Here is a 20,536-nt window from a genome sequence, read left to right on the forward strand (position 1 = left end):
ATTGGCGCACAAGTTTACTAGGCCAATTTCACTCGTGCAATCACTAAAAAAGTCGCTTTGCACAAATAAAATGACTAGGGCTCAAATATGTATCCAACCGACCTAAGTGACTTAAATATAACAGGATTCTTTGGGTCTTCTTCAAAGTATTTTCTGAATCTGACAATGAAATTGTCCACTGTACGCGTTGAAGTTTCTCCGTCGTAGCCCCAAGCACTTTCTAGCAGTTCTTTTCTAGAGAGTGGAACCCCCTTATTAGAGATGAATACTTGAAGCAGTTTAACTTCCTGTTCTGTGAGCTGAATGATTTTACCATTTGTAGTTGCTTGAAGTTTTACAAAGTTGATTTCAGTAGTTGAAAAAGAATATGAATCTCCTTCAAATGTTTCCACCTCCTGGCTTGAACTCACTTCCGCATCGCTCCAGTTGGATCGTATAAGTAGTCTATCAACTCTTAATAGAAGTTCATCTAAGTCAAATGGCTTCGCTAGATAATCGTCTACACCTTTACTAAGAGCTTTGACTTTATCTCTTGTGGCATCTTTAGCTGAGAGGATTAATATTGGTAAGCGTTGATCATCTTTTCTAATTTCTTCAAGAACACTTATTCCATCAAGGCCTGGCATCATAATATCTAAAAGAATAAGATCAGGTCCCCACTCTCTCCAACGCTGTAGACCCACAATTCCATTTTCAGCGTGCTTCACATCGTAACCCTGTAGGGTTAGATTGAGCTTGAGCCCCTCTGCAATATGTTTTTCATCCTCAACTATTAGTATTTTCTTTTTCATTCTAACTCTCTTGGAAGAGTGATTATAAAAGTCGAACCTAAACCGGCTCCCTGACTCTCAACACTAATACTTCCTTTTTGTAGTTTCAAAATTTGACTAGAGAGATAAAGACCAAGTCCTGACCCCTTTGAAGTCTTTCCTATTTGGTAGAATTTTTTAAATATATTCCTAAGTTCGCTCTTTTTTATTCCCATTCCATTATCTATAAAGCTGATTGTCATCTTTTTTCCTAGAGAGCGAAATTCAATTCTTATTGATGGCCTATTAGAGTCATTATAACGAATAGCATTTGTCATAATATTCATTATCACCATCTCCATTAACGCAATATCAATAGTGCAATAGTAATCGACGTGATCAATCTTCTTGATGGTGATCACTGTACTCTCAAACAAATGTGGATTCTTTTCAAGAAAGTCATTTGTTAAGTCATAGGCCTCAACTCTAGAATTATTAAGGTTAAAACTTCTATCCTCTATTCGTCCAAGGTTTAAAATTTGTCCAACATTGGCAGATAGTCGCTCAGCATCTCTAATCATATAATCGATATACTTTAACTGATCTTCTCTAGAGAGTTCATGCTTTTTGAATGTATCTAAGAAAAGTCTAATGGAGGCAATTGGAGTTTTTAACTCATGCGTGAACCCATTGATAAAGTTTTGCTGCATCCTATAGAGTTGAATAATTTTTTGATAGTAAACAAAGATAATAATTGTTCCAGCTAAAATAATAGCGACAAGAATAGAGATAATAAGAATTGTAATCCATGTATCTGTTTGTAAAAACTGAGAAGCATCTACCTTATTTTTCTCAACAAAAACTCTTATACTATCACTGACTTGTAAGTAGGACCTTATATAGACAAAAAGTGATGTGATTAGGGCCACTAAAGAGAAAGTGAAAATAAATATCGGGTGAAAATACCATTTAAAAGATTTCATAAACACAAGCTTACAAAGGTAGTTGCAGTAAGACAATTGCAAGTTTTTCTAATATCTAGTACCTTTTATAATAAGGAGATAAATGTGAACAATTTAAATAGATATATAGACCATACACTCTTAAAGCCAAATGCTACGAAGCAGCAAATACTTGAACTCTGCCAAGAGGCCAAGCAGTATAAATTTGCTACAGTGTGCTTAAATCCAACATGGGTTAAGCTTGCTGCAGATGAGCTCAAGGGAACTGAAACAGGAGTATGCACAGTAATTGGTTTCCCACTTGGTGCTAACACAAGTGAGATAAAGGCCCTCGAGGCTGCTGCTGCAATTAAAGACGGTGCAACAGAGATCGATATGGTAATTAATATTGGAGCTCTTATTGACAATAACCTCACTCTTGTTGAAGAAGATATTAGGGCCGTAGTACAGGCCTCTGGTGACACTCTAGTAAAAGTAATCTTTGAAACTTGCCTACTAACAAATGAACAAATTCAAAAGGCCTGTGAACTAAGTGAGAAAGCTGGAGCAAAGTTTGTAAAAACATCAACTGGATTTTCAGAAAGTGGCGCTACGCTAGAGCATATTAAGCTAATGCAAGATTCTACTTCGTCAAATGTTCTTGTAAAGGCCTCTGGTGGAATTAGAGATATAGAAGCTGCAAAGAAAATGATTGAAGCGGGAGCATCTAGGCTTGGAACAAGCTCTGGGGTAAAAATAATGAACGGAGAAAAAGGTAGCGGCTACTAGGCCACTACTTTCTTTTTAGAGACAGGAGTAATGAGAATTCAGCGACGATCTCATCTCCTAACTTATCAGGACATTTAGCTATAATTTTAACAGGCATATGGTGCCTTTCATCACTTGCAATTACTTTTTCTACAAAAGCGCTAATCTCTTCACCTTGTTCACAAATAAAATGAGTGTCTCCCTCTGCTCTTTTGAAAAACTTAGCTTCAAACTCCTTAAAGGCCAAAGAAACTTTCTTTCCAGAGTTCTCAATCTGTTTCATAGCGGCCAGGCCACCGGCACAGTCTGCCCCTGCAGCAAGAACTCCAAAATACATTGAGTTTAAATGGTTCTTTGTACGTCTAGAAAGTGGAATCTTTACAACACATCTCTTATCACTCATCTCTATAACTGATGGTCTGATCCAAAATAATAAAGGAATTTTCATAAGACCAAAGATGCGGATCATAGCAGTATCACGGTACTGAGGAGGTATTCTATTTAATATATTCTTAGTTAAAGCACTCATAATGAACCCATCGTTTAATTTATTTTGATAATTCTACAGACCTATTATAAGCGGCATCTAAAGCAGTATCTACTATTTTTTCAAAATTAGAATTTTTGAAAACTTCCAGGGCTTCATAAGTAACCCCTTTCTTACTTGTTACTTTATTTCTTAGCTCTTCACTTGTATCCAAACTCTCTAATTGTAGTTTACTAGATCCATAGAAAGTCCACTTTATCATCTCTGTAGCTACTTCTCTTTCGATTCCCATGGAAATCATTTTTTCAATTAATATTCTAGAGAACTCAAAGATATAGGCAGGACCAGATCCACTAAAGCCTGTAATGACATCAATTTCACTTTCCTTTTCGAATGAGAAAACTTTAGAAAATCTTTCAAACGTCTCTACAAGAAAATCTCTCTCGTCTTTACTCACTTCACCACTAAAGAAAAAAGCGTTCACTCCCGCTCCAACTAAAGATGGAGTATTTGGCATTACACGAAGAACTTTACTCACTGATAATTCTTTTTTAATCACCTCTGTAGTTGTTCCTGCTAATATAGAAATAATAACTGCGTCAGGATTCAACTTCCCTTTAATCTTCTGGGCGAGCTCACTTAGTTGCTGAGGCTTACAAGAAAGCATATAAAAATCACAACGAGGAATAGTATCAAGAGAGCCTAAGTGCTCTCCGTCAACTGCTTCAGAAAGCTTTATTGCCTTAGTATCTGAAGGCGTATAGAGAACGTACTTTAGAGGAGACTTTTCTTTATACATCCCCTCAATAATTGCCTGGGCCATATTTCCACAGCCAAAACTTAAAAGACTCTTCATAGGACAACATCCATAGGAGCCCCATGCCTCATTGTATTTACTGCAAAAGATCTAATATTTACATATTGACGACAAATTCTTTTAAAGTCATTAATATCGGACATATCATATTTTGAAATTATATTTCTCATATGCTTATGATCTTTATAGTTTGCGTAACTCCACTTCACGACACGCTCAACGTCTTCAATTTCACCATCAATTATAATATGATTTAAATCGATCTCCATTAAGGACTTCTGTAAAAGCTCTTCAGTTACAAAGAAGACATCAAAGTTTTCTTTAGAAATTCCGTATTCAACAAGAATGTCTCTAAATCCCATCCACCAATCATATGAAGCATTATTTCTACAGTTTACAGTTATTCCACAACCTGAAGTAATCGCAACAATAGACTCAAATACAATTTCAAAGTCTGGCTGAGTTTTATAGGCAACTAGAATCGCTCTATGAGAACCTTGTGTGTAGTCACAGAAACTCAATTGCCCTGGTATATTTCTATTCCAATGCTCTCTATTTAAAAAACTTTCGTAATTTACATTTAACCACTTATGAAATGTATTTAGAATCTGCTTCTCTTCAGATCTTATACCTTTAAATAGATGCTCAAAGTGTCTAATCACATGAGAAACAACTTTATCCATTCTCTGAACTCGTCCATCTCCACTAAGCCCACTTGGTCTCGATGAATCAAACTCGTATCCACTTCCATCTTCTATTTTTGTTTCGTTAGAAGAATAATCTCTTAATGGGTTTCTATGAAGATAACTTAGATAAGATCTACTACCAGCATTTGGTCCAGTTCCAGATAGTTTAAAGCCGCCAAATGGCTCAATAGCTACTCGGGCACCAGTAATACTTCTATTTACATATATATTTCCTGACTCCATATGGGCAGTTAAATAATCAATGTCATCTTGTGACTGACTAAATACACCACCAGTTAGAGCGTAATCAGTACCGTTATAGATTTTAAGAGCGTGATCTAGATGATTAAAGCCAATAACATGAACTACTGGTCCAAAGAGCTCTCTCATCGCAAAACTATCAGGATTAAGGGCCCTAGAAGACGGAAGCTCTATTAGAGTTGGACCGACACAGTAACCAGGTAGATCTTCAGCACTTCTATTTACATGAACTTTACCACCAAATTCATTTGCTTCTTTTGTGGCCTCAGAAACTTGTGAAATTAATCTTTCCTTGTCTTCAAGTGAGATAACTGGGTTTATTGTAGTTTTAAAGTTAAACGCCTCTCCAACCTCAATATCCATACAGGCCTCGGCTAATCTCTCAATTAGACGATCCTTAACTCTATTGTCTACAAGAATTCTTGAAGCTGCAGAACACTTTTGTCCTGCATGCCCAAATGAAGAATAAAGAATTCCAGCAACAGTCTCATCTAATTCTGCATTTGCAGTAACGATAATTGCATTCTTCCCACCCATCTCAGTTATGACTCTCGTTGGGTAAAATGCCTTTGTAAGTTTATTTTCATATATTCTAGTGTGCGCTTTGCTAGCAATCATAGTACCGACAGCTTTTGAACCGGTGAATACTATTGTTGAAATACGCTCATTAGTAACAAGGGCCTCTCCAACAACTTCACCAAGTCCTGGTAGGTGAATTAATACATTCTCAGGAACTCCAGCAAGATGAAGAATATCTACTAACTCCTGAGAGATAAGAGGAGTTTGTTCTGCAGATTTAAGTATTACTGTATTTCCAACAACAAGCGAGCTAACAACCATTCCACAAGGGATGGCCAAGGGAAAGTTCCAAGGAGAGATTACAGCAACAGCTCCCCTAGACTCTACTCTATCATTTAAAGAATGTAGTCTAGACTCTTCTCTTGCGTAGAAATTTAAAAAATCAATTGCTTCATCAACATCGGCAAGTCCTTCATTAATAGACTTCCCGGCCTCATAAACAATGAGTGCAGCAAGTTCATTACGTCTTGCTAACATTAAATTAGCTGCTCTAAGTAAAGTTGAAGCTCTATAAACCCAGTCGGCGTTGGCCCACTCTCCAGAATTATAGCTGTCGTCACATACCTTTACAGCATGATTTGCATCTTCAGCATTAGCAAAAAGAATATCTCCAACTTTAAGGTCTGGATTAGAAGAAGAAACAATCTCTTGTCTTACACCTTCTTTTAGAAACTTATTTTCGTATGAATGGCCAAGCTTACTTTTAAAATTCTCCAGCTCAATCTCTGTCCACTTACGCTCTTCATCCAAATAGATTCTCACAGGAGTTATATTTGCAAATTCTCCAAGTAAGTGAGTCTGTGTTTTATCTCTCTCTAAGTGTCCATCAGCAATCTTTTGTTTGTGAATGTCTTTTGGTGTTACTAACGAAAGCTTTTTCTTATGTGAGCGCATAATAGTAAGGACACCGACTTGAGATGAGTTCTCCATAATTCTTCGGACCAAGTACGCCATCCCAACAATCAATGCTCCAATTGGAACATAGTTTCTCACGACCCAATTCATCTTAGACATGGCAGTAGATAGGGCTTCATATGTCATATGTAAGCACTGATGCTCTATAACAGGTATATCAGGATACTTTTCAGTTCTTAGAGCTTCAGCAAAAGCATGATCAGAAAAGTTATGAGAAGCAAGACATAGTTGAACATGTGGATAGTGATCAAACATCTTTATAATTAACTGTCTAAAAAGAAGGTCAGTCTCTTCTTTATTTAAAAACTCTGGAGCATCAAAAGAATGGGCATCGGCCTCAACGGTTTCAGCATCCCAGTAAGCCCCTTTAACAAGACGAATGGGCATTATAATTCCACGCTCTTTAGATAGATCAACAATTTCAAGAAGATGTTTATAAGCATCTCTTAAATAAGCTTGCAGCACTATTCCTGTAGCCTTGTAATCATGTAGCTCTTTTGTATCTAATAATACTTTTCTGTAAACTTTGAAAACTATATCTCTGTAATCATAATGTTCAGCATCTATATTTATAAATACGTCCTCTTCTTTTGCCGCAAGAAGAATCTTTTTTAACCTTGGAGACACGTGCTCATAAGTATAGTCAAATGCATATGGCTTAAAGTCAGAACAAAGGGCTGAAACTTTTATCGATACGTGAGCTCTATTAATTCCAGCATCATTCATCTCACCTTTTTTAACGTGAAGTGAAAATCCTTTAATTAGCTTTATAACTTCATTGCAGTAATGATCTGCTTCTTTTTCTGAGACAACAAGCTCTCCAAGTTGATCTAATGTTACATCTCGTCCAGTACTCGATAATGTACTTAAAGCATTTTGAGCAGTTTCAATAGTTTCTCCGGCAATAAACCTCTTTGCCATAAAGCGAACCTTAAACCTAACGGCTAGAGCGAGGAGATTAGCAGGACAGAACTTACAGATATAGAATGCAATATTCATCCAAATAAATAAACTTCTAGGTAGAGCCTTATTTTGACCTTTCAGTGAAAGTCTTTTTGCTTTCATAGAATCACTTAGTAGTCTGCGTAGGGCCTCAAGAAGAATTCTCTTAACTTCTGTTCCCTTTTCATCGTGATCAAGAGAAGGAAGAATTGCTAAGAATTTTAAAAGGTGAATCCTCAATAATGCAAACTGAGCAGTAAGCCCTAGGCCATAGTCAGAAACACTTTCAAAAAGAGAAGGTGTATACTTATTTAAATGAATGAGTAGCTCGTCAATTATTGCAGAGGACTTCTCCTCTATTGAATCTATTTCTTTATTATTTAAAAGTTCAGGCAATTGGTACTTAACAGTAGTTAATTGATGAATTGAAGGAAAGTCTCTTGAAGAAAGAGAAGCTGCCATTTCTGTGTGAGCTTTAAACTCTTCAACGGTACTTGAATCTACAACTCTTTCTATCTCTGGAATTATAAAGAACTCGTAACTCAGCATTGGCGAATATATTCTTATTTCTTTTGCATCGTAAAAGAAGCCAACTAAATAAGGAGCGCTCTTTAAAATCAACTGTTGTCTAAAGTCACCAAATCTTAGATTAGTGAAAGGTGTTAAAATTTCAGTTACGACTGAGTCTAACTTTCCATCAACAACTAAAGACTTCTCATAGTCAGAGTTAAAAATAACCTTCCACTCAGAAAGAGAAAAAGTAAGAAGATCAGGTACTATATATTCTTTGAAATTATTCATTTTATTCTGGTTCATTTATCACCTATTATTAAAAAAATTTAATCTATTATTTTTACAGTATTTCAATAATCTAGACTAGCTCTGATTATCAAAAAAAACAAAGAGGCAACGCTGGTAGTCAGAAAAAAAAACCTATTTCCATAACCTAATATATCAATTAAAGTATTAAACAGAGGATATTGATAATGAATGATAAAATATTACTTATAGATGATGAAACTAGTTTACTTGATCTCCTTGGAGACTTCGTAGAAGATATGGGTCATGATGTTGAGCTTTTTTCAAATCCAATATTAGCACTTGAATCTGTTGAGAATTCTAAATCAGATTATAAAATGATTATCACAGATCATACTATGCCTGAGCTATCTGGACTAAGCCTTATAAGTAAAGTGAGAGAGTTTGATAAAGATATTCCATGTATCCTCACAAGTGGTACGGCCTTTGATGAGATTGAATCACTTACTAAAGAAGATCCAAACTTCTATTACTTAAAAAAGCCTTATAAAAAAATAGAGCTTGAGAAATTATTAAACGAAATCAACGCCTAAAATTGACTCCATACCTTCATCTGTTTACAATTAGGTATGACCAAGAAGTTTATCCTAGTAATTGCATTTTCCTTTTACTCTCTCTACGCAAGTAGTGCGGATAAATACACAATCAAAGACCTAGAACAACTTCAAATCAACAAGAACTACACTGAGTTTCTCCTGCACGCCCATGATATTCGTCCCTCTCAAAGAGATAAGCATTGGAAAGAGATGTTACAAACGATGGCGGTAGGTCAACTGGACTTTCTTTTAAACAAGAGAATATTCAATAAGAAATCATTTAAACTCATTGAAAAAGCTGCACTTTGGCCTGAGTTACTTGAAGATGAATTCTTTCAAATAAAAAGAAACCGATTTGCTCAATTTTATCTCGAGAACTGCTTTGAAAAAAGAGAAGATAAACTTAGTTGCAAGAACGATTTACTAAACTTTTGGAACGCCAGTAATCAAAATCCTGACCTTGCAATGTCGCTAGTAAATGTGCTTAGAACATTCACGACAGATAGAGAGTTCTGGAGTTTTTACCAAAAAGTTACTAAGAGTAACTCTCAAGAATTCTACTGTCCAAAAGCACCTGTGAAGAAGTCAATCTTAAGCCACTTAAGAAAGAACCTATCAAGTGTTGAAGACCCAAAGTATGTAAAGAAATTTATAGATGACAACTTAGGAGAAACTTGTTGGCAATCTGTTCTAGTAGACCTTAAAGAGCTTCTTTTTTCTAAGAGTTTCACATTGAGAAACTTTGCCTTTAAAGCACTTTCTAGCAAGGAGTCCCTCTCTCAAGTAGAACAAGACTCATTTCTTGCTTACTATATTCTGACTAACCCAATAAAAGGTGACACCTTCAACCTTGCTTGGTCTTTGATAGAGAAAGTTGGAGAAAACTACTCGAGAAGAATGAGTGTGCTAAAAATACTTAAAAGTATTGACCCCTTACCGGGAGAAGTATTTGCTAATACTGATACGATAAAAAGAAGTGCTGTCATAAAGCTCTTTGCAGATAACTTCCCAGAATACATAGACCTCTATGCCAAAACATGTGTAAATTTTCTAAAAGGAGTAGGAAGCTTCCCAAGAGGAAATCCAACCCTTCACTGTGAAGAACTCTACAGCTCATCAAAGTCTAAGAGATGGATTAGTCAGCCACTGAAGACTCAATATTCCTCAATTAAGAAATAAATTATTCGCAGTATGTAGAATTATACTGAACTTCATAGATATTATCTTCAGTAGAAGGAACGTCTTCAATATCAAATAACTTGTGACCCCAGCTAAATAAATATAGCTTTAAATCAACCTTATCAGTAACATTCACACCTATCGCATTCATCGCCTCAGTAAAATGCTCAGCAATCATGCACTTGTAGTTTGAACCATAAATGGCCTTAGTCTCTTTGATTATGTCTTCATAGCCCTTACCTTCAACTTCAATTAGAAAGTGTCTCTTATCTTCATCAAAGAAATCAGGGTTTTGAACCTCTATATAGTCACCCTTACCTAGCATCCATCCAAACTTAATATTAGTAAATGGAGTCGCTTCGACTTGGTCTTGTGCAAAAGTCATATTCATAGATAATGTAACGAGAATAGCTAGTAATAAATGCATCTATTAATCCCTTTAAAAACTTATCATTTTTTCATGATAATTTACGTTTCTATTAATCAATGCTAATAGTTTCACATGCCAAACAAAAGTTCAAATTTATATTCACGCCTAAGAAAAGTCTTCACGGTTTTAGCCCTAATGGCCATAAGTAATGTCCATGCTCAAAGCGCCACATCAACCAAAGAAATGGATAACGAAACCGTTTATATATATGGTGCTCTAAATACAAAATCAGGCCTCATTGATTCTGCTGTAAAGACTGAGGTTTTAAGCTCTCAAGAGATAGAGGACTCTCATTACAATGACTTATCTGAATCAATATCTGATATTGCAGGTGTTTCTGAAATATCAGTAGATAGAAGAAGTGGTGCAAAGACTGCGCTCATTCAAGGGTTTGGTGAAAATAGTGTTCTAGTCATGATTGATGGGACTCCTGTTTCACAGAACTCTTCTTTTGGTTTTGATATGACTCAGGTTTCAACAGAAAATATTGAAAAAGTTGAAGTGATTAAAGGTGGAGCATCCGCTCTATATGGAAGTCAGGCCATTGGCGGAGTTATAAATATTGTGACTAAAAAGCCACTTAATAAGAAAAAACTCTTCATCGACCTAAGCTCTGGTATGGACCAAGAGTCAAACGAGGCCAAGCAAGCAAATGCAAAAGTACTCTATAGTAATAGAGTCAATGGCTATGGACATAAGTTTACAGCTTCATTTAGAAACCAAAGTGATTTTGACTTAGATAAGAATACATATGCTAAAGATGGACCAAAATACTCAAAGCTCAATAGCTCTCTCTATCTAGATAAAAAACTTGGCAACAATACGCTTTCTTTAAACTATATGTATTTCAATGACTATGTTAAATCAACATCTTCAAAGCCATTTGGGTCAAGTACATTTGGTGAAATTAACAACGAAACGAGAACAACTACTCACAATATTAAGCTTCAAAATATATTAAAAAGTGGAGACTCCTCTCTTAAGACGTATGTAAATGCTGAGCTAATTAGAGATGACCTAAATCTAAATGACAATCCTAAAACAACTTTCCAAGAGACTCATAAGCTTACGAACTATGATTCATATAGGGTTGAATCCATATATGATAGATTAGTTTTTGATAATCATGCGCTAACTGCAGGTCTACTATATAAGGAAGACCGAGTCGATCAAAAGACAAGAACGCAACAAACTGAAAGTATAATAGTAGATCACAGTGACATTGATCACAAGAAAGTTTGGTCACTTCAAGGGTATATTCAGGATAACTACTTCAAAGATAGCTATGAGATATCACCCGGAGCAAGAATTCAATATGACAGTAACTACGGGTACAACTTCTCCCCTAAGGTAAGTTTTAGTTACTTCAACGAATTATCAGAGAATATTGAATCAAAGAGCTGGTTAACTCTAGGGACAGGACACAGATCTCCATCAATTAAAGAGAGGTTCTTCACTTTGGATCATTCTTCAGTAGCAAACTATATTGTTCAGGGTAATGATAATTTAGAGCCAGAAAAATCTATAAGTATACAGTTTGGAAATAAGTTAGACTTTAATAGAGAGCACTCCATTCATGGAAATATATTTTATAACAAGATATCAAACCTCATAGAAACAACAGAACTAGAGAGTTCTACAAGTACTAAGGTATTCTCATATAAGAACTTCGATAACGTAGATTCAAAAGGTGTAGAAATTGGAAGTAGCTATACTCCTAACAACTTAAATAAGTTCAATTTAAACTACTCCTACACAGAAACAATTAACCAAACAACAGGCCTTCAACTCTTAAATAGACCTCTGTACTCTTGGAAACTAAAACACACTCTCTCTCCTAGTGAGTCATTAAGTATAATTAACTCTCTCAGGTATACAGGTAAGAAATATACTAATGAGGAAAATACAAAGATATCAGAAGGCCATTCATCTTTTGATACAAAGTTTAACTATAGATACAGTAAAAGTATAAATATCTACTTTGGTATTAATAACCTATTCGACTCAGTAAAAGATCCTACAATTGATACAGTTGTAGCTCTAAATGATGATAGACCTACTCTGGGGCGCTATTTCTACACAGGTATTCAACTCAAGGATTTTTAATTGAAAGTATTATCTATAATCACATTTCTTCTAATTATCTCATGCGCTAAAGTAGAGCCTTTAGCAGAAAAGGTTGAAGAAAAGAACTATACTGACTATATAATGGCACGCTCTCAATACATTGAAGATAAGAGCTCTGATATATTTGAAGAAACTCCATGGTACTCATACGATGAGAATAACCATATCATCTGGCCTACTTTCTCAGTTTATTCACTTAGAACAAATAAATCTTATTATAAATTACAAATTCTAGACTACTATGACCAAAACTCTAACCCTGGACACTTCACTGTAAGAGTTGCTAAAGAGGGAGATCACGAGAAGATATATTCATTCAAAGCGGCCGGCTGTGGAAATATCTATACAAATAGTAACTATGAGACTTGTCTTAACAACCCTCTGACCAATATCTACAGATATTTAAATATAGAAACTGGAGATGTCTACGACTTAACGGACGCTCAAGCAAAAAATAACTTAAACTGGGACCTGGCCTTCAATGGGACAAGTATCAGAGTCAATGCTGGTAAGTATGGAAATAAGGGAACAAGGATAGCAAGTCTCTTCATTTACTCTGAATTCTTTAGTGGTGGAGTTGTAGATTACCAAAAGATAGCAGAGGTCTCTTTCTCTGACAGAGGTTCACGTTTCTTTGACCTAGAAATGGACCTTAGAAATATACCTTACTCTCTTCCTCCAGGTGTAGAGAGAGTTATCAATGAAGTAGACTGGTTTCAAGTAAGTGAAGTCGACGAGAGACTTCATACAGCTATAGAAGAGAATTGGTGGCTGATTAGATCAAGTGATCATAAGAGCTATTTTAAGTTTAATATGGCAGAGATTAACGAGTCTATTGTGGAAGATGAGAAAATAGAGACAGAATTTGTCATTCACTCATATTATCAATCCAAGGATGATTTAGAGTTCTCACCAGAGCGTCGAATTTGGCGTTTAGAACCCTTTAGTTCTAAAAAGCGACTAGTAAGACTTTGTCTCAATCTAGATGCACAAGAAGCGGTACACTGCTCTAGAGAGAAAGAGAAAGTGGACATCTCATTTACGGCCTTAAATCGAACTCCGAGACGATGGAAAATTGAAACTCACAGTGGGGCGATTGGCCCAATTTCTTTTGAAGACATTTCAGCTAGAACTACTGGACGCCTAAAATAAAAAAGGCCTATCCGAAGATAGGCCTTACTAATTATAATATATATTTTAATTAGCTAAGGTGCTTACCAAGAATTCCAGCAAGTTCAAACATAGTAACTTCTTTCTTTCCGAAAACTGCTTTTAGTTTTTCATCAGCAAGAATGTTTCTCTTGTTCTTTGGGTTTTGAAGATCGTGCTTCTTGATATATACCCAAATTTTCTTAACTGCTTCAGTTCTTGGAACTGCTGCATCACCAATAACGGCCGCAAGTTCAGCAGATGGAGTCATCGCTTTCATAAATGCTGCATTTGGCTTTCTCTTAGTCTTAGCTTTTTTAGGAGCTGCTTTCTTAGTTGCTTTCTTAGCTACTTTCTTAGCCGCTTTTTTAGGAGCTGCTTTCTTAGTTGCTTTCTTTGCTACTTTTTTAGTCGCTTTCTTAGCTGCTTTTTTTGCTACTTTCTTAGTTGCTTTTTTAGCTGCTTTCTTTGCTACTTTCTTAGTTGCTTTCTTAGCTACTTTTTTCTTAGTCGCTTTCTTTGCTACTTTTTTAGTTGCTTTCTTCGCTACTTTTTTCTTAGTTGCTTTCTTCGCTACTTTCTTAGTTGCTTTCTTAGCAACTTTTTTCTTAGTTGCTTTCTTAGCAACTTTTTTCTTAGTTGCTTTCTTTGCTACTTTTTTCTTAGTTGCTTTCTTTGCTACTTTTTTCTTAGTTGCTTTTTTAGCTACTTTCTTAGCTGCTTTTTTAGGTGCTGCTTTCTTAGTTGCTTTCTTAGCTACTTTCTTAGTCGCTTTTTTTGCTACTTTCTTCTTTGCCATAACATCCTCCAGAATACAAAATGACATTTATCCAAACTAAATTTAACTTATCTAATAGTCTAATCGAAAGAATACAAAAACACTTGAGTTTTTTTCACTTTTTATTACTTTTTTTTCATAGGGAAAAAAGGCCCTGAATAGGGCCTAGAGATTATTTAATTTGTTTTACCCACTCAACAACTTGTCCTTTCTCGCCTAGACGCTTATCAGTCTTAACGTAACCATGACTCTCATTAAGTGAATACATTCTAAAATTGTCGATAGAACAGTAATGAATAATCTGTTTTACCTTTTGTTCTTTAGCTTCTTTTTCAAAAAAGTCTTTTATCTTATGAGAGAAACCACTTCCCTGATGAGAGAGCTTTATTGATGTATTTTTAGAATACAGTGTATTTTCTTTTATTTTATAGAAAAGCGCAGCGATGATTTCACCACTTTCTTCTACACCGTAGAGATTCCAGCCGTCCTTCACTTCTTTCTTAATTTCATCGAAGTTCCAGTTAAATCCTGGAGAATCAGAGAATGCATCAAGATTATAATCATAGATCATCTTGATATCTTTTGAATTATTGGCCTTTACAAAATCGAGACTCATAGCAATCCTTTGCTTAAAAAAAGATAGAGGTTATTCGTTAACCTCTATTATAGCGAAATTGATTTATTTTTACTTCAATGTACTAATATATGCCGCTAGATCGTCAATATCAGTATCTGAAAGCTTCTTAATAAATGGTAGCATAGTTGGGTTTTGTCTTTCTACGCCTGCTTTAAATTGCTTAATAGAACTTACGATGTACCAATCGTACTGTCCGGCAATCCTAGGTGCTTTCATAGCTGCATTACCTTCACCATTAGTTCCATGGCACTGAATACAAGTTTTATAAAGAGTTTGACCTCTAGCCGCGTCTGCTGCAAAAGATTGAGCTGATACTAAAGTGAATAAGGCAAGCACTGCCAATAATGTTTTCATTGCACTCCCAAAAATACTAAAAATTAAGATGTAATACATTGAATATTAACGATTCTGGAGCTACTCGGCAACCAAATTTATATTTTCACTATTAATAACGCTACGAACCAACCCCTCTATAACAGATAATGCTTCCTTTGGTAGGAAATTAGGAGCCAACTTCACACTATTAACACTAGAAGAGAGCTCTACAAAGAAAGTATCCTCCTCTAACTGAATAAGCTCTATTTCAACTTTTTCCTGTGTGAAGTAATCACTCATATTTATTTTTAAAGTGAAAAATTCTGAAATGGCCTTAATCTTATCAACATAAGTTGCATCACTAGCAATTCGCCAAAAATCCAAATCATCTGCAAGTTCGTATTCAAATATGGATGTAACTAGTAGATTTCTAATAGTATCCACTACTTCAAAAGGAAATGGAGACTCTCCCATTGCTGGAATATGGTTCTGATCTCTAAGAAAGCTCTCAACTTCCCTAGAAGAGATCGACTTTATCCTTTGAAGGTCTGCGCCTTTAAGTATTTTACAAATGGCGAAGTAAATACCATTTTCAACACGCTCTTGCTCTGTTTCGTAAAGTAACTCGGTCAGTACACCTCTAGTAACAGTGAAATTAAAGTTCACTCTTAAGTCACCAAAACGAACCTCAAAGCTAGAATTACCACTACTTCCAACATAATCAGTAGATTTAGAAAATTGTTGAATGCGAGCTGAAAACCTTTCCAATTAGATATTCCTATTTTAGAGTCAATTATAGTTAACACATATTTATAACGAATGAGTGATGAAGACAAACCCTCTACCTAGATTTATTCAAAATGCTGTAGAAATAAATATCATTGGACCTTGTTCAATTGACTCCTCTACACTCAACTGTTCACTACCAACTCTTGTAATTGATGGTGGGATCAATCATCAATTGGCCCTAGAACAGCAATTCTCTCTAGGCGATGGAGATAGCTCCAGCGATAAACTTGACCTAACTCTCCCAACAAAGAAAGATATGAGTGATCTTTCGTACGCTTTAGACCAGCTTTTAGATAAAAAAAGAACTCTCTATATTTATGGAATGATAGGAGAAAGAAAAGATCATGAGTATATCAACATTGGAGAGGCCTATAACTTCTCTAAAAGAACAGACTCTATAGTAAAATTTGACAAAAACTTTCTCATTCTTCCAAAAGGACAGAATATACTCAATATCTACGGAGAATTTTCAGTCATCACTATTGATAAAGCATTAATCACAATTGAGGGTAAAGCTAGATATACCCTAGACAAAGAAACTGAACTCTTTCCTCTCTCAAGTCTTGGTCTCAGTAATATTGGAGATGGAGAAATTACCTTAAAGAGTAATTCTCCACTAATTATTTATACTCAGGGACAATCTCTAACCTAGTCTTTAAGTGTTTTTTCAGTAATTCGTCTGACATAATTTGAAGCCTATACTTTCCAGTTAGAAATCTCTCCATTTGATTCTTAAAGAATGGACTTAAGTAATGACCAGAGATTCCAAGTGGAAGTATCCCATAACTCTTCTCAGGGTTAGAAAAATCAATGATTCTCCTAGTGCTTGGGCCACTCTTCACTTTATGACCGTCTTTACAGCCAACTTTTCTAAAATTATTTATATTATTATAAGCTCCCATCACAGGAAATGGTCCAAGATTCAGAATTTTATTTAATGGAAAACTCTTACCAAGTGCATGACTAAACTCAATTGTATGAAGCTTTCCCCAGTTCCACTCATTAATATCACTTCCTAGCTCTTTATTTAAAAAAGTAACTGTATCTTTAAAACTTTTAAGAATTACTTCTTTTCTTGTTTCAACCTGATCTGTTCCCTTAATATCCCACCAGGCCGCTCTATCTCTCTTAAGCATTCTGCCTAAGAAGTACCATCTAGCAGATAGACCACAAAATTTATTTCTATCCTCTTCTCCCATCTCATCCAATATATTCATTGTTAAGTGGTACATGAATTGATGATAAATTGAAGCTCCTACTCTATTTGGAAATGTTTGTCTGTCCCAAGACTTAAGCTCCTCGTAGGCCTTTATTTCAATCTCTGATAAATTAGATATATCTAAATCTGCAACAACTAAATCTCTTATCCATTCATTCTCATTATTTAATACATTATTCTGTAGAAGCATTGTATCTCCTAGAGACCAATCATTCTTAGCTAGCAATCTAGAAAATAAATTTATAAAACGATCTCTTGGCTGCCACATTCCTCTAAAGTTTTCATCAGCAGTAATAGGTCTATTATTAGCTGACGCCACAAAACCACTTTCAGGGTTTATATTGTGAGGCATCTCTTCAAACTTGTAATAACCATTATAAGCATCGTCTTTAGAAGAACCATCTAATACAACTCTACTATCGCTTAAGTCATTTCTTTTTGGATAAGCTCCAAGGTTTAATCTTGCAATATTATCTTGGGCATCAGCGTAAATAATATTTAAACCTGGAGAGCCCACTAAAGAGACTCCCTTCTTAAAATCTTCCAAGTTTGTTGAACGACCCATTCTGTAAAAGCCTTCAATAGGCCTATTACTCTCTAAGAAGTAGGTCCACTTCATAGAAATCCCTTTATCTTCCATAATTCCATCTAGAATTGGACCATTGTGACTAATGTGAACAGGAAGTTGAATATCTTCGCCACCTCTAACTTTAATAACTTCAGAATACCTTTTAAGAGGTATCTCTTTACCTTCAAAAATAGTTTCATTTCCTGATTCTGAGAATTTTTCTTTATAGAAGTCCATATCATCCATATAAGAAATAGTAATTCCCCACGCTTTTTGTTTGTCGTGCCCCATAACAGCAAATGGAATATTCGGAAGAAAGTGACCATAGATTTCAAATGGCCCACTCGGATCTTCAACCTTTAAGTGCGCTTCAAACCAAATTCCAGGAAGTGAAAAACCGATATGAGGATCAGAAGCAAGCATTGCTTTCTTACTCTTTGTCTTCTTAGAACTCAGGGCCCAAGCATTAGAGCCTTCAAAGCCACCAAAGTCATTATTAACATCCTCAAAGGCTTTAAAGATATTCTTTAGTTCTCTATGCACACTTGCAGTCATCACGGTATTCTTATGGGGCTCAATCTGAAGATCATTCCACATATCTTCATCTAATGAGCTCTTTAACTTATCCATTAATAAGTCATGTCTAAGAAAGGCCGCAAATGAATAGGCCATATAACCAATAACAGAATAAGAGTCTAAGACAGTAAACTTCTCTGGTTTAAAGCCACCTAAAACAAATTCAATTGGAAGGTCTTCATTCTCAATAAAATAGTTTACACCTGCAAAGAATGACTCCATCTTTTCTTTAATATCTGGAGAGAGTCCATCTTTCTTTATTTTTTCCTCAAAATGTCGCCTAAGCCCTAAGTTTCTAAAGGTCTTATCAATAGTAATACCTTTACTACCGACTAATTCACTAATTCTTCCTGAACCTACTCTTCTGAGCATCTCCATTTGAAAAAGTCGCTCACTGGCCATGGTGTAGCCTAGGACTTTGTAAGCATCATTTGAATTCTTTGCAGTTATATGAGGAATCCCTTCAGTATCTCTAATCACTTCAACTTTATCTGTAAGAATAGGCATCTCCAGAACTCCATCACCATAAGGAATAGTTCTATTTAAGAGGTAAAAAAGAGATGTTAAGATGATGGCGCAGATGAGCGGTAGACTATAAATAATTCTTTTTAAGCTTTTCTTCATTTTTTCTTCTTTATTTTAGGCATTAACTTTAAAAATTTACAAATATCTCGTAGAATTTACTAATGAGAAAAAGGTTTCCCTTAATTGATCAAATTCGTGGCTTTGCAATTGTTCTAATGATCATATTTCATTTTTTTTATGACTTAAAGGTATTTGGCTATAATAATATCAATTTTAATAAAGATTTTTTCTGGTTCCAACTTCCAAGAGTCATAGTCTTTCTATTTCTACTAGCAATGGGACTTTCACTTCCCCTTGTTCACGGGAAAGTCATTAACTGGAAAAAGTTTTGGCCAAGATGGGTAAAGATAGCTCTGGGTGCTTTAGTTATTTCAATCTACACATATTTTATGTTTAGACATAATTGGGTCTACTTTGGAACACTACACTGTATAGCACTAGCTTCATTGGTATCACTTCCATTTATAAGAATTCCAAGAGTATCTGCATTTGTTGGACTTATAATGCTTCTGCTTCACTACTTTTTTGAAATAACAATTCCCTGGTTCACTCTAGCTCACCCAAGTATGGACTACATTCCACTATTTCCGTGGATTGGCTGTATCTTCCTAGGATTTGGTCTTTGGAGCTTTAAATTTCATGAGCTCAATCCATTTAAGTCCCCAATTTTTAAGCCATTAGAGAAAATGGGGCAACATTCATTGGCCATCTATATGATCCATCAACCAATCCTCTACGGGCTTGTATTTCTTTTTTCACTCATTTTTAAGAAGTAGCTCCTGTAAGAGTTTCACAGTGCTGTCCGAGCCCTAGTTCAATAGTGTAAACCTATTCAATAAAATAATAAGAATCAGATGTTTATCCATCTAACATAGGAAAATACTATGAAGTTTCATCACTATACTGCGGGCCTTCTAGTTCTCTTAAGCTTCTCTCTTTTCACACAAGCTGAGACGACTTTTAAAAAGAAGTGCGCAGGCACTATCGTCGAAACATACATTGTGGCAGAAAAATCATTTGATATTGCACAATCATGTAGTGCAGTAAAAGCTGCTGTGAAATTTGCTTCGAAAGAACTTTTTTTAGATAAAAAAGCTGTTGTATCGATTAAGTATGAAACCTTAAGTTCTATCGGTTATGAATTTCCTAATAACTTCAATAAAGAAAAGAGAGATAACTCTCAACTTCATAATAGAATTGAAGCTAATGTACAACTAGACTCATTCTACAGTGAGCAAGTACATTCAAGTGATAAGTTATACCTTGGTCTAAATGTACAAACTTCTGAAAGGTTCTCGGATAGACATAGAGTGATGGTATTAAAAGCGCTTCATCATAGCACTATTGTTTACAAAACTATTCACTCACTTCTAAGTTCATACTTAATTAAAAACCCTAATTTAAATATTAGTTACGCAGAAGTTCTAGCTATCGCCTACATTGGTCAACTAGACAGTATCTCTCCTGCACTTAGAGAAATTATTATTGATGAAAATCAAGATATAGTAATGGAAGACTTTGGATACCAAGACTTAATTAATCATACTGAAGGACAGGATGATCTATTTATTGGGGTAAATTCATTTTTAAAGTACACAAATGGATCTTTAAAAGTTAAAGATTTACTAAAACTTTAGAGAAATCATTTAAGGAAAAATATGAGCAGTCAATATGATGGTATAAC

The 20,536-nt window shown here is 35.2% G+C and carries 19 protein-coding genes; 8 read left to right on the plus strand and 11 right to left on the minus strand.

What is annotated here, in order from left to right; all coding sequences use genetic code 11:
* Positions 1 to 74: 74 nt before the first annotated feature.
* Together ABX784_RS05710 and ABX784_RS05715 are read right to left on the minus strand one after the other, a co-directional pair.
* A complete protein-coding gene (locus tag ABX784_RS05710; RefSeq protein ID WP_372653714.1) occupies positions 75 to 791 on the minus strand; it encodes a response regulator transcription factor in 717 nt (238 codons plus the stop codon).
* Positions 788 to 1,732, minus strand: a complete 945-nt coding sequence (locus ABX784_RS05715) for a sensor histidine kinase (protein WP_372653716.1) — start codon at positions 1,730 to 1,732, stop codon at positions 788 to 790. The genes ABX784_RS05710 and ABX784_RS05715 overlap by 4 nt, the downstream gene beginning before the upstream one ends.
* 84 nt (positions 1,733 to 1,816) lie before the next feature.
* Between ABX784_RS05715 and deoC the strand changes: the two genes are divergently transcribed.
* Positions 1,817 to 2,479, plus strand: coding sequence for a deoxyribose-phosphate aldolase (deoC, locus tag ABX784_RS05720; protein ID WP_372653718.1), 663 nt, complete (start codon positions 1,817 to 1,819; stop codon positions 2,477 to 2,479).
* Between the two features lie 4 nt (positions 2,480 to 2,483).
* Here the strand turns inward: deoC and ABX784_RS05725 are convergent, their stop codons facing one another.
* Genes ABX784_RS05725 through ABX784_RS05735 form a run of 3 tightly spaced genes read right to left on the minus strand, consistent with a single transcriptional unit; the run spans position 2,484 to position 7,961 of the window.
* Positions 2,484 to 2,987, minus strand: coding sequence for a PaaI family thioesterase (locus tag ABX784_RS05725; RefSeq protein ID WP_372653720.1), 504 nt, complete (start codon positions 2,985 to 2,987; stop codon positions 2,484 to 2,486).
* A 19-nt stretch (positions 2,988 to 3,006) separates the two neighbouring features.
* Positions 3,007 to 3,801: a pyrroline-5-carboxylate reductase gene (proC, locus tag ABX784_RS05730; RefSeq protein ID WP_372653722.1), complete on the minus strand. Its 795-nt coding sequence runs from the start codon at positions 3,799 to 3,801 to the stop codon at positions 3,007 to 3,009.
* Positions 3,798 to 7,961 carry a proline dehydrogenase family protein gene (locus tag ABX784_RS05735; protein ID WP_372653725.1) on the minus strand — a complete coding sequence of 1,388 codons (4,164 nt, stop codon included), beginning with the start codon at positions 7,959 to 7,961 and terminating at the stop codon, positions 3,798 to 3,800. Before ABX784_RS05735 ends, proC begins: the two co-directional genes overlap by 4 nt.
* Before the next feature lie 170 nt (positions 7,962 to 8,131).
* Between ABX784_RS05735 and ABX784_RS05740 the strand changes: the two genes are divergently transcribed.
* On the plus strand, positions 8,132 to 8,497 hold the full coding sequence (locus ABX784_RS05740) for a response regulator (protein WP_372653728.1): 366 nt from the start codon (positions 8,132 to 8,134) through the stop codon (positions 8,495 to 8,497).
* A gap of 36 nt (positions 8,498 to 8,533) precedes the next feature.
* Positions 8,534 to 9,679, plus strand: coding sequence for a hypothetical protein (locus tag ABX784_RS05745; protein ID WP_372653730.1), 1,146 nt, complete (start codon positions 8,534 to 8,536; stop codon positions 9,677 to 9,679).
* 1 nt (position 9,680) lies between these two features.
* Here the strand turns inward: ABX784_RS05745 and ABX784_RS05750 are convergent, their stop codons facing one another.
* Positions 9,681 to 10,106 (minus strand): hypothetical protein, encoded by a 426-nt coding sequence (locus ABX784_RS05750; RefSeq protein WP_372653733.1) that lies wholly within the window; start codon positions 10,104 to 10,106, stop codon positions 9,681 to 9,683.
* A 138-nt stretch (positions 10,107 to 10,244) separates the two neighbouring features.
* Between ABX784_RS05750 and ABX784_RS05755 the strand changes: the two genes are divergently transcribed.
* Both ABX784_RS05755 and ABX784_RS05760 read left to right on the plus strand, forming a co-directional pair.
* The gene (locus ABX784_RS05755) at positions 10,245 to 12,215 is read left to right on the plus strand and encodes a TonB-dependent receptor plug domain-containing protein (RefSeq protein WP_372653735.1); all 1,971 of its coding nucleotides are present in this window, start codon (positions 10,245 to 10,247) and stop codon (positions 12,213 to 12,215) included.
* Complete coding sequence (locus tag ABX784_RS05760) at positions 12,216 to 13,388, plus strand: HmuY family protein (protein ID WP_372653737.1); 1,173 nt, start codon at positions 12,216 to 12,218, stop codon at positions 13,386 to 13,388.
* Between the two features lie 49 nt (positions 13,389 to 13,437).
* On the opposite strand, the gene ABX784_RS05765 is transcribed toward ABX784_RS05760, so the two are convergent.
* From ABX784_RS05765 to ABX784_RS05780, 4 genes are all read right to left on the minus strand, one after another.
* Entirely contained in the window at positions 13,438 to 13,665 is a 228-nt protein-coding gene (locus ABX784_RS05765) for an SWIB/MDM2 domain-containing protein (protein ID WP_372653760.1), read from the minus strand.
* Positions 13,666 to 14,335: 670 nt separating this feature from the next.
* Positions 14,336 to 14,779 carry a hypothetical protein gene (locus ABX784_RS05770; protein WP_372653739.1) on the minus strand — a complete coding sequence of 148 codons (444 nt, stop codon included), beginning with the start codon at positions 14,777 to 14,779 and terminating at the stop codon, positions 14,336 to 14,338.
* 69 nt (positions 14,780 to 14,848) lie between these two features.
* On the minus strand, positions 14,849 to 15,154 hold the full coding sequence (locus ABX784_RS05775) for a cytochrome c (RefSeq protein WP_372653744.1): 306 nt from the start codon (positions 15,152 to 15,154) through the stop codon (positions 14,849 to 14,851).
* 60 nt (positions 15,155 to 15,214) lie between these two features.
* Entirely contained in the window at positions 15,215 to 15,883 is a 669-nt protein-coding gene (locus ABX784_RS05780) for a hypothetical protein (RefSeq protein ID WP_372653746.1), read from the minus strand.
* Between the two features lie 55 nt (positions 15,884 to 15,938).
* Between ABX784_RS05780 and ABX784_RS05785 the strand changes: the two genes are divergently transcribed.
* Positions 15,939 to 16,556: a hypothetical protein gene (locus tag ABX784_RS05785; RefSeq protein ID WP_372653748.1), complete on the plus strand. Its 618-nt coding sequence runs from the start codon at positions 15,939 to 15,941 to the stop codon at positions 16,554 to 16,556.
* On the opposite strand, the gene ABX784_RS05790 is transcribed toward ABX784_RS05785, so the two are convergent.
* Positions 16,525 to 18,891 (minus strand): penicillin acylase family protein, encoded by a 2,367-nt coding sequence (locus ABX784_RS05790; RefSeq protein WP_372653751.1) that lies wholly within the window; start codon positions 18,889 to 18,891, stop codon positions 16,525 to 16,527. The two genes, ABX784_RS05785 and ABX784_RS05790, sit on opposite strands and share 32 nt — an antisense overlap.
* A gap of 62 nt (positions 18,892 to 18,953) precedes the next feature.
* Between ABX784_RS05790 and ABX784_RS05795 the strand changes: the two genes are divergently transcribed.
* Both ABX784_RS05795 and ABX784_RS05800 read left to right on the plus strand, forming a co-directional pair.
* Positions 18,954 to 19,628, plus strand: a complete 675-nt coding sequence (locus ABX784_RS05795) for a heparan-alpha-glucosaminide N-acetyltransferase (RefSeq protein ID WP_372653754.1) — start codon at positions 18,954 to 18,956, stop codon at positions 19,626 to 19,628.
* Between the two features lie 108 nt (positions 19,629 to 19,736).
* Positions 19,737 to 20,489, plus strand: a complete 753-nt coding sequence (locus tag ABX784_RS05800) for a hypothetical protein (protein WP_372653757.1) — start codon at positions 19,737 to 19,739, stop codon at positions 20,487 to 20,489.
* Positions 20,490 to 20,536 lie beyond the last annotated feature (47 nt).

The sequence above is a fragment of the Halobacteriovorax sp. genome (assembly GCF_041587335.1).
Classification (GTDB): domain Bacteria; phylum Bdellovibrionota; class Bacteriovoracia; order Bacteriovoracales; family Bacteriovoracaceae; genus Halobacteriovorax.

Bases quoted from the DNA above. Each gene is read 5' to 3' on its own strand.
- ABX784_RS05740 (WP_372653728.1), top strand. From the start codon at position 8,132: ATGAATGATAAAATATTACTTATAGATGATGAAACTAGTTTACTTGAT.
- ABX784_RS05795 (WP_372653754.1), top strand. From the start codon at position 18,954: ATGAGAAAAAGGTTTCCCTTAATTGATCAAATTCGTGGCTTTGCAATT.
- ABX784_RS05800 (WP_372653757.1), top strand. From the start codon at position 19,737: ATGAAGTTTCATCACTATACTGCGGGCCTTCTAGTTCTCTTAAGCTTC.
- proC (WP_372653722.1), bottom strand. From the start codon at position 3,801: ATGAAGAGTCTTTTAAGTTTTGGCTGTGGAAATATGGCCCAGGCAATT.
- ABX784_RS05715 (WP_372653716.1), bottom strand. From the start codon at position 1,732: ATGAAATCTTTTAAATGGTATTTTCACCCGATATTTATTTTCACTTTC.
- ABX784_RS05710 (WP_372653714.1), bottom strand. From the start codon at position 791: ATGAAAAAGAAAATACTAATAGTTGAGGATGAAAAACATATTGCAGAG.
- ABX784_RS05775 (WP_372653744.1), bottom strand. From the start codon at position 15,154: ATGAAAACATTATTGGCAGTGCTTGCCTTATTCACTTTAGTATCAGCT.
- ABX784_RS05790 (WP_372653751.1), bottom strand. From the start codon at position 18,891: ATGAAGAAAAGCTTAAAAAGAATTATTTATAGTCTACCGCTCATCTGC.
- ABX784_RS05735 (WP_372653725.1), bottom strand. From the start codon at position 7,961: ATGAACCAGAATAAAATGAATAATTTCAAAGAATATATAGTACCTGAT.
- ABX784_RS05770 (WP_372653739.1), bottom strand. From the start codon at position 14,779: ATGAGTCTCGATTTTGTAAAGGCCAATAATTCAAAAGATATCAAGATG.
- ABX784_RS05725 (WP_372653720.1), bottom strand. From the start codon at position 2,987: ATGAGTGCTTTAACTAAGAATATATTAAATAGAATACCTCCTCAGTAC.
- ABX784_RS05765 (WP_372653760.1), bottom strand. From the start codon at position 13,665: ATGAAAGCGATGACTCCATCTGCTGAACTTGCGGCCGTTATTGGTGAT.
- ABX784_RS05745 (WP_372653730.1), top strand. From the start codon at position 8,534: ATGACCAAGAAGTTTATCCTAGTAATTGCATTTTCCTTTTACTCTCTC.
- ABX784_RS05750 (WP_372653733.1), bottom strand. From the start codon at position 10,106: ATGCATTTATTACTAGCTATTCTCGTTACATTATCTATGAATATGACT.
- ABX784_RS05755 (WP_372653735.1), top strand. From the start codon at position 10,245: ATGGCCATAAGTAATGTCCATGCTCAAAGCGCCACATCAACCAAAGAA.